This is a genomic window from Streptomyces sp. NPDC057474 (assembly GCF_042802555.1).
In the GTDB taxonomy this organism is placed as follows: Bacteria; Actinomycetota; Actinomycetes; order Streptomycetales; family Streptomycetaceae; genus Streptomyces.
In genome coordinates, this window is the sequence record NZ_JBHVDX010000122.1 from 21,343 (window position 1) to 29,572 (window position 8,230).

6 protein-coding genes are annotated in these 8,230 nt (G+C 69.3%); 5 read left to right on the plus strand and 1 reads right to left on the minus strand.

Annotated features, from left to right (window positions below; translation table 11 throughout):
• Positions 1-148 precede the first annotated feature (148 nt).
• Positions 149-865: a copper homeostasis protein CutC gene (locus ACFU53_RS28820; RefSeq protein ID WP_383998466.1), complete on the plus strand. Its 717-nt coding sequence runs from the start codon at positions 149-151 to the stop codon at positions 863-865.
• A 350-nt stretch (positions 866-1,215) separates the two neighbouring features.
• Here ACFU53_RS28820 and ACFU53_RS28825 read toward each other — a convergent pair whose 3' ends face one another.
• On the minus strand, positions 1,216-2,004 hold the full coding sequence (locus ACFU53_RS28825) for an NPP1 family protein (RefSeq protein ID WP_383998469.1): 789 nt from the start codon (positions 2,002-2,004) through the stop codon (positions 1,216-1,218).
• A gap of 374 nt (positions 2,005-2,378) precedes the next feature.
• Between ACFU53_RS28825 and ACFU53_RS28830 the strand changes: the two genes are divergently transcribed.
• The 4 genes from ACFU53_RS28830 (at position 2,379) to ACFU53_RS28845 (ending at position 8,022) form a co-directional block, all read left to right on the plus strand.
• The gene (locus ACFU53_RS28830; protein WP_383998471.1) at positions 2,379-3,635 is read left to right on the plus strand and encodes a trypsin-like serine peptidase; all 1,257 of its coding nucleotides are present in this window, start codon (positions 2,379-2,381) and stop codon (positions 3,633-3,635) included.
• A 166-nt stretch (positions 3,636-3,801) separates the two neighbouring features.
• The gene (locus ACFU53_RS28835; protein WP_383998474.1) at positions 3,802-5,487 is read left to right on the plus strand and encodes an IS1182 family transposase; all 1,686 of its coding nucleotides are present in this window, start codon (positions 3,802-3,804) and stop codon (positions 5,485-5,487) included.
• A 169-nt stretch (positions 5,488-5,656) separates the two neighbouring features.
• Entirely contained in the window at positions 5,657-6,538 is an 882-nt protein-coding gene (locus ACFU53_RS28840; protein WP_383998491.1) for a slipin family protein, read from the plus strand.
• 404 nt (positions 6,539-6,942) lie between these two features.
• Positions 6,943-8,022, plus strand: a complete 1,080-nt coding sequence (locus ACFU53_RS28845) for a S1 family peptidase (RefSeq protein WP_383998476.1) — start codon at positions 6,943-6,945, stop codon at positions 8,020-8,022.
• The last annotated feature ends 208 nt before the right edge of the window (positions 8,023-8,230 follow it).

Consider the following 8,230-nt stretch of genomic DNA (forward strand, 5'->3'; position numbering starts at 1 on the left):
CGGTCTTGTTGAACGGCGCCCATTTGAGGGTAGATGCGGACGGTGGTCGTCCGCGTGCTAACCGTGACGATCGCGTCCGGCATCCCGGATTGTTGCTAAATTGGACTAGACCTATTGTCGTCACGTGTAGCCCGACGGAAGGGGCCCCATGACCACGCGCGCGCTTCTGGAGGTGATCGCCCTCGACGCCGAGGACGCCGTCGCCGCCCAGACCGGAGGTGCCGACCGGCTGGAGCTGGTGGCGGACATGGCGGCGGACGGGCTCACGCCGGCGGTCGCGACGTTCGTGGAGGTGCAGGCGGCCGTCGACATCCCGGTACGGGTGATGCTGCGGCTCGCGGACGGGTTCGCGGCGGGTGGTGTGGACGCGTTGGTGCGGGTCGCGTGCGACATGCGGTCGGCCGGGGCGGAGGAGTTCGTGCTGGGGTTCCTGGGGGAGGACGGCGGGCCGGATCTGGACGCCGTGGAGCGGGTGGTGGCCGAGCTGGACGGGCGGTCGTGGACGTTCCACCGGGCGATCGACCGCGCCGCCGACCGGGACGCTTTGCGCAAGCAGGTGGCGGACCTGCCGGGGCTGGACACGTACCTCACGGCGGGTTCGGCGGCCGGGGTGGACGACGGCCTGCCCGTGCTGCTGGCGGAGGCGGCTCGCCGAGGCGACCCCGGCTACACGCAACGCCTCATGATCGGCGGCGGCCTCCGCCTCGACCACCTCCCCCGCCTGCGCGCCGCCCGAATCGACGCCTTCCACATCGGCAGCGCGGCCCGCCCGGACGGCTGGACCGCCCCGGTCGCGGCCGAGGCCGTACGGGAGTGGCGTACGACCCTGGACACGCGCGTCGGCCGCGCGACTGCTTCGCGCTGAGCGTGGGGGCGCGTTGTCGGCCGCGGGCCCGGTGGGGCTTCTCGCGCAGTTCCCCGCGCCCCTAAAAGCCCAGGCCCTGCGGGCCTGAAAGACCACGGCCCTGCGGGAGTGAAAGGCGACAGGCCCGCGGGCCTGAAAGACCATGGGCCTGCGGGCCTGAAAGGCGACGGCCCTGCGGGAGTGAAAGGCGACGGGGGGCGGGAGGAAGGCGACGGGGGGGAGGGGGGAAGCGCGGGGCGCAGGCCCTGCTTTTCAGGGGCGCGGGGAACTGCGCGAGAAGCCCCACCGGGCCCGCACGCGACAGCGCACCCGGCCCGCCCGCGCACCCCCCGCCGAGCCGCCCGCAGGGCCTACGCGTTCGGGTTGAACGAGATGCCCGACGGCATCGCCGCCGTGAGGTTGGACGCGAAACTGCCGTCCTTGAGGCCGAAGTTGGCGCTGCCGAAGTTGTACGCGACGAGGGTGTCGCGAATGGCGGTCGACGGGTAGCCGTTCCAGCCGACGAGCGGTGGGTACTGCCAGGTGCCCTCGTGGTTCTCCGGCGGCTCGTCGTTCGAGTTGGCGAGGCGGAAGGCGTGCGTGCGGACGCCGTCCTTGTGGTAGACGATCTTGGGGTGCGTGCCGGACCAGAGGACCGAGGACGCGGCGTACACGGAGTAGCCACCGTGGGCGGAGGTCGAGACGTACTGGGCCGTGCCGTTCTGCACCCAGACCACGACGTGCTCCCAGTCGTGCCGGTGCCCGCCGATGCTGCTGCCCGCGACCGCCTGGTCCTTCTCGAAGTAGAGGTCGTACATGATCGCGCACCAGCCGTTGTTGCACTTGTAGCGCGAGTAGCCGTTGGTGTTGTCCAGGTCGGACTGGTCGTGGCACTCGCCGCTGAGCGAACCGGTCGGGTTGAGCCCGCCGTTCACCGTGCCCGTCGGGCCGATCGCGGGGGTGGGGTAACAGCCGTCCGTGTCGTAGTCGTAGGCGGGCTGCCAGGTCGTCTCCAGGGTCTCCGCGTTGGCGGGCAGCGCGGCGGGCGGAGCCGCGTACGCGCTGCCGGCGACGCCGACGACCAGCGCGACGGTGGCGCCGAGGGTGACTGCGGATCTGCGGAAACGACGCGAAGTACGCGTGCGCGAACTTGACTTCACTGCGACCTCCTGATGGACCGCGGCGCGGGGGTACGGCCGGGAGCCGGGGTGGGGGTATGCCGACGCGGGGGATGGCATGCGCAGGTCAGATTCGCCTTACTCGTGGGTAGTGCACAAGTGTCGGGAGGTGTCGGAGTGATGAAGAATCAATCAATGTGAAGACCCTGTGAGTTGGGCCCCGCGCGACGGGGTCTCCAGGCAGCGTCGCGACTCGGCGTCACATCACAGGTCGATATCCGCCACGTAGTTGTTGTGTGCGAAGTCGCCGCCCGGACCGCCTCGGAGATCATTCCGCGCCCGCCCGCGTGCATAGTTGTCTCCGCCCCAGCTAAGCGGGGGCATGACAAGTTTCAGCCATACGGGGGACGGGCTCCATGCCATTCATACGCCGCCGCGGCCTCACGGCCGCAGCCGCCGTGATCGCCGCGATCATGGTCACCACCACTGCCTGCGGCAAGACCGAGGAGAGCGGGGCGAAGGCCTCGGACTCGACGACCGCCCAGGCGGGCGCGGGCGACGCCGTCGACACCGGCGAGAACGAGAGCGGCGGTGACACGACCGTCGGCGGCTTCAAGCTCCCCGAGGGCGTGCCCACCGACCTCACCGGTGACGCGTTGCGGAAGTGGAAGGACGGTGGCTGGCAGGACTTCGGCGGCGACTGGGCCTCCAAGGCGGAGGACTTCGCCAATCCCTACATCGAGGACTTCTGGACGCCGGAGCGCGTCGCCGAGGCCGAGGAGAACCTGCCGGAGCTGCCGGCGGTCGCCGAGGCGGGCAACACGGCCAAGGGGTCGAGCAAGACCACCCAGGCCTGGATGCCCGACGGCAAGGTCAAGAAGCAGCAGGCCACCAAGGTCAAGGCGACCTACCACAAGAACGCCGCCCCGGTCGGCAAGCTCTTCTTCACCACGCCCCAGGGGTCGAGCGTCTGCTCCGCCGCGGTCGTGAAGGACCCGGCGCACCCGGGAAGGTCCAACCTCGTGTGGACCGCCGGGCACTGTGTGCACGCGGGCAAGGGCGGCGGCTGGTACCGCAACATCGCCTTCGTCCCGTCCTTCAACAACACGGGCAAGCTGAACATCGCCCAGGCGTCCAAGAACTACCGCGCGGGCAACGTCTCCCCGTACGGCCTCGCCTGGGCCGACTGGGCCACCACCTCCGGCACCTGGATCAAGGGCGGCGCCGCCAGTGAGGGCACCGTGGCCGCCGCGTACGACTACGCCGTCCTCCACATGAAGCCGGAGAAGGGCTCCAAGTCCCTGGAGGAGCGCCTCGGTTCGGCCCTGCCGGTGTGGTTCAACGCCCCCGCCGCCAACAAGGTCAAGAACATGAAGGTCCGCGGCTACCCGGCCGAGGCCCCGTACGACGGCTCGAAGATGTACCACTGCCAGGGCGCCACCAAGCGCTTCGTCCTCGGCCACAGCTACCCGAGCGACTACCCGGCCCAGTACATGGTCGGCTGCACCATGAACGGCGGCGCCTCCGGCGGCCCCTGGTTCACGACCTACAAGGGCCGCACCTACCTGGTCTCCAACAACTCCCTGAGCGACCGCTCCACGTTCATCACCGGGCCGCGGCTCGGCAAGAACGCCAAGCAGGTGTACTTGGCGACGAGCAACAAGTTCAAGTAGGGCGCGGCTGTCAAACGTTTGATCGGCCCTTGTCGAACGTTTGTCAGAACTCGGCCCCCGGTGACCTCGGTGACGCTGTTGGTTAATTCGGGGGCTCGCGTGACGTCGGCCTTCAAGACCCGGTTGTGGTCTAGAAGGCCGACGTTGTTGTGTGGGGTGGATGTCGATGTCGATGCAGCCGATGGAGTCCGGGGAGATTCCGGCGGAGACAGTGCGGGTGGCGCGGGCCGCGTTCCCGAAGGGGAGTCTCGCGATCCGGGTCCGGGACGAGCTGGGGCCGCTGTTTCGCGACGAGGAGTTCGCGGACCTGTTCCCAGCGCGGGGGAAACCTGCCTGGTCACCGGGCCGGTTAGGACTGGTGCTGGTCCTGCAGTTCGTGGAGGGGCTCACCGACCGGCAGGCGGCGGAGGCGGTCCGGGCGAGGATCGACTTCAAGTACGCGCTGGGACTGGACCTGGATGATCCGGGCTTCGATTTCTCGGTGCTCTCAGAGTTCCGGGACCGCTTGGTGGAGGCGGAGGCCGGTCGTCGGGTGCTGGACGGAATCCTGGCCGCAGCCAGGGAAAAGGGGCTGCTGAAGACCGCCGGCCGGGCCCGGACAGACTCCACTCATGTGCAGTCCGCGGCCCGCCAGCTGTGCTGGCTGGAGCTGGTCGCCGAGACCCTGCGATCAGCGCTCAACGAGATTGCCCAGGCCGCCCCCGACTGGCTGCGAGCCGTGGCGGAGCCGGACTGGTTCCGCCACTACGCAACGAGGGCCGAGGACTCACGTTTCCCCAAGTCCCGCGCCAAGCGGGACGAGGTGGGCCTGCGGATCGGGATGGACGGGACGCGACTGCTCGAAGCCGTCTTCTCACCCGGGGCACCCGTAGAACTGCGGACACTCGAACAGGTGCAGACCCTGCGCCAGGTCTGGGTCCAGCACTTCCACCAGGTGGAGGGCAAGGTGAGGCGGCGGGACCCAAAAGACCGGCCGCCGGGCGCGATGCGCCTGGTCACCCCCTATGACACCGAAGCACGCGGCAGCGTCAAACGCGACACCCTGTGGGACGGATACAAAGTCCACCTCACCGAGACCTGCGAGCCGGACGCCCCGAACCTGATCACGAACGTGTCCACCACCGTGGCGACCGTCCCCGACATCTCGATGACCGAGACCGTGCATGCCCGGCTCGCCCAGGACGGGCGCCTGCCCGGCGAGCACCTGGTCGACGCCGGATACGTCGACGCGCATCTGCTCGTGCAGACCCGCCGCGAGTACGGCGTCACACTCACCGGGCCGGTCGCCGGCGTCGTCAGCCACCAGATGGCCGCCGACAACGGGTTCACCGGCGACGACTTCACCATCAACTGGGACAACCAGCAGGTCACTTGTCCCGGCGGCAAGACCACCACCCGCTGGAACCCCGACCACTCACCCGAAGGCACCCCCGTCATCCGGGTCCGCTTCAACAGCGGGCAGTGCCGCCCCTGCCCGGTCCGCGAGCAGTGCACCACCTCCAGCCTCGGCCGCCGTCTGACCCTGCGGCCCCGCGAAGAACACGAAGCCCTCCGCCAGGCCCGAGCCGACCAGGACACCGACACCTGGAAGGAGCGCTACAGAACCCGCGCCGGCGTCGAGGGCACCATCTCCCAGGGTGTCCAGCGCTGCGGCCTGCGCAGATCCCGCTACCGCGGCCTCGCGAAGACCAGCCTCCAGCACCAGCTCACCGGCGCCGCCATCAACCTCGCCCGCATCGACGCCCACCTCACCGACACACCCCGAGCCCGCACCCGAACCAGCCACTTCGCAGCACTTCGCCCCGCCGAGCTCATGCTCAACGGGGCGAAGCAGGACCAGCCCCCGAATTAACCAACAGCGTCATCATGTGTGCGGGGGCTCGCCCTCGTTCGGGCGGCGGAGTTACCTTCGAGATGCGTGCGGGTGCGCGCCGAGGCGCGTGCGCCGCCCGTGAGTACTCCCTTCAAGCGCCCACTGAGTACTCCCTCTCATACGCCCACTTCGCACCCTGGGGGCCGTGATGGTCGAGGAGCTGGTGACGGCAGGGGTGGCCCTCGCGTCCGTCGGCACGGTGTACGTGATGTCGGCGGCGCGGGTCGTGAAGCAGTACGAGCGGGGGGTGGTCTTCCGGCTCGGTCGGCTGAGGCCGACGGTGCGCGAGCCCGGCTTCACGATGATCGTGCCGTTCGTCGACCGGCTCCAGAAGGTCAACATGCAGATCGTGACGATGCCGGTGCCCGCTCAGGAGGGCATCACCCGGGACAACGTCACGGTCCGGGTGGACGCCGTCGTCTACTTCAAGGTGACCTCGGCGGCGGACGCGATCGTGCGGGTGGAGGACTACCGGTTCGCCGTCTCGCAAATGGCGCAGACCTCGCTCAGGTCCATCATCGGCAAGAGCGAGCTGGACGATCTGCTCGCCAACCGGGAGAAGCTCAACGAGGGGCTGGAGCTGATGATCGACAGCCCGGCGGTGGAGTGGGGCGTCACCATTGACCGGGTCGAGATCAAGGACGTGTCGCTGCCCGAGACCATGAAGCGGTCCATGGCCCGGCAGGCCGAGGCGGACCGGGAGCGCCGGGCCCGGGTCATCAACGCCGACGCCGAGCTGCAGGCCTCCAAGAAGCTCGCGGAAGCCGCCCAGCAGATGTCCGAGCAGCCCGCCGCGCTCCAACTGCGGCTGCTGCAGACGGTGGTGGCGGTGGCGGCCGAGAAGAACTCCACGCTCGTCCTGCCGTTCCCGGTGGAGCTGTTGCGGTTCCTGGAGCGGGCTCAGCAGGGGGCGCCGCCGGCCCCCGGGGCACTGCAACCGCCGCATGGTGCGCCGCAGCCGCAGCCGCAGCCGCAGCCGCAGGAGATCGCCGAGTCGGCCCCGCGGCAGGTTCCCGAGCGGGAGTCGTAGCCGTCGGCCGTGGCGCCACCGTAGCCGCCCGTCGTGCCCCGGAAACCGGTGCGGAAGCAACTCGCGTCCCACAAGCCCCGTTTGAATCCGGACCCTCATAGGTCGAGTTTCAGACAGGACTAGACCTCACCCGTTGCGTAGAGGGTTGTTGCTTCCTGTGTTTGCAGTGCGAATTCTCGTGGGGCGTTACCGGACGGTAATGACATAGGGGGCGTGCGCCCTCGTTGTGTGCTCGGCCTGAAGTCGACCTTGTGTGCCCCCTGCGCGCCTAGGAATAGTTGGCGCCGCACAGTTGGCATGGACGCGGCGTTTTTTTGTCGTCTGTCGCCTCCTTGCCCGTACGCCTTCCGGTCGGGAGGGGCCCCCACGCCCCTCCCGGCCAACCCCCCACAGGAGGACGCGAGTTGAAGCACCGACGCATACCCAGGCGCCGTGCCGTCGTGACGGGTGCGGGCATCGCCGCACTGGTCGCCGCGGGAGTGACCTTCCAGACTGCGAACGCGAGCGAGACCGCGCCGACCCCCGTGCCGAAAGCGCTCTCCATCACGGCGGCCGGAAAGCTCGCCTCGACCCTCGGCGCCGACCTCGGCACCGATGCGGCGGGAACGTACTACGACGCGAAGAGCAAGCTCCTCGTCGTGAACGTGCTCGACGAGGCCGCCGCCGAGACCGTCGAGGCGGCCGGCGCCAAGGCCCGCATCGTCGAGAACTCCCTCGCCGAGCTGAAGAGCGCCCGTACGACCCTCAAGGCGGACGCCGCCATCCCCGGCACCGCCTGGGTCACCGACCCGACCACCAACAAGGTCGTCGTCACCGCGGACCGCACCGTCTCCAAGGCCGAGCTGGCGAGACTCACGGAGGTCGTGGACGGCCTCGGCGCCAAGGCCGAACTCAAGCGCACCAAGGGTGAGTACAAGCCCTTCGTCGCGGGCGGCGACGCCATCACCGGCGGCAGCGGCCGTTGCTCCCTCGGCTTCAACGTGGTCAAGGGCGGCGAGCCGTTCTTCCTGACGGCCGGTCACTGCACCGAGGGCATCTCCACATGGTCGGCCGACGGCCAGGTCATCGGCGAGAACGAGGACTCCAGTTTCCCGGGCGACGACTACGGCCTGGTCAAGTACACCGCGGACGTCGACCACCCCAGCGAGGTCAACCTCTACAACGGCTCCACCCAGGCCATCTCCGGGGCCGCCGAGGCGACCGTCGGTATGAAGGTCACCCGCAGTGGCTCGACCACCCAGGTCCACAGCGGCACGGTCACCGGCCTCGACGCCACCGTGAACTACGGCAACGGCGACATCGTCAACGGCCTCGTCCAGACCGACGTCTGCGCCGAGCCCGGCGACAGCGGCGGCTCGCTCTTCTCGGGCGACAAGGCCATCGGCCTCACCTCCGGCGGCAGCGGCGACTGCACCTCGGGCGGCGAGACCTTCTTCCAGCCCGTCACCGAGGCACTGTCGGCGACCGGTACACAGATCGGCTGATCAGCTGATCGGCTGAGGTTCGAAGTACCGGAAGGCCGAAGCACCGGAAGGCCGGAGCTCATGCACCGGAAGGCCGGAGCTCACGCTTCGGAAGGCCGAGGCTCACGCTTCGGAAGGCCGGAGCTCATGCTTCGGAAGGCCGAGGCTCACGCTCCGAAGACCGGCGCTCCGGCTTCTTCTTCAGGGCCGCCATCACCAAGGTGATGGC

What these genes read in the sequence shown, in the direction of transcription:
- ACFU53_RS28820 (WP_383998466.1), top strand. Translation starts at nt 149, where the DNA reads ATGACCACGCGCGCGCTTCTGGAGGTGATCGCCCTCGACGCCGAGGAC.
- ACFU53_RS28830 (WP_383998471.1), top strand. Translation starts at nt 2,379, where the DNA reads ATGCCATTCATACGCCGCCGCGGCCTCACGGCCGCAGCCGCCGTGATC.
- ACFU53_RS28835 (WP_383998474.1), top strand. Translation starts at nt 3,802, where the DNA reads ATGTCGATGCAGCCGATGGAGTCCGGGGAGATTCCGGCGGAGACAGTG.
- ACFU53_RS28840 (WP_383998491.1), top strand. Translation starts at nt 5,657, where the DNA reads ATGGTCGAGGAGCTGGTGACGGCAGGGGTGGCCCTCGCGTCCGTCGGC.